General features: G+C 37.2%; 1 pseudogene. It reads left to right on the top strand.

What is annotated here, in order from left to right:
• Positions 1-266: pseudogene (locus ACWA1B_RS22805) on the top strand (glutamine--fructose-6-phosphate transaminase (isomerizing)); the annotation flags it as partial.

Below are 266 nucleotides of genomic sequence, written 5' to 3'. Positions count from 1 at the left end.
AAGTCATGCAGGTGCTTACACGCACGCTGGACCAGAAATTGGAGTAGCTTCAACAAAAGCATTTACGACTCAAATCACAGTTTTAACGATGATTGCTTTGAGATTAGGGAAAGCAAAAGGAACATTGTCAAATACAGATTTCCATACTTATCTTCAAGAATTAGAAATTATTCCTGAGAAAGTATCTGAAGCCTTAGAAACTGATGCTAGAGCTAAAGAAATTGCTGCAGCTTTTAAAGATGCGCCAAACTGTCTTTATTTAGGTC

The sequence above is a fragment of the Flavobacterium xizangense genome (assembly GCF_054075145.1).
The sequence above is the reverse complement of the archived record's forward strand: the minus strand, read 5'-3'. Positions and strand labels throughout refer to the sequence as shown.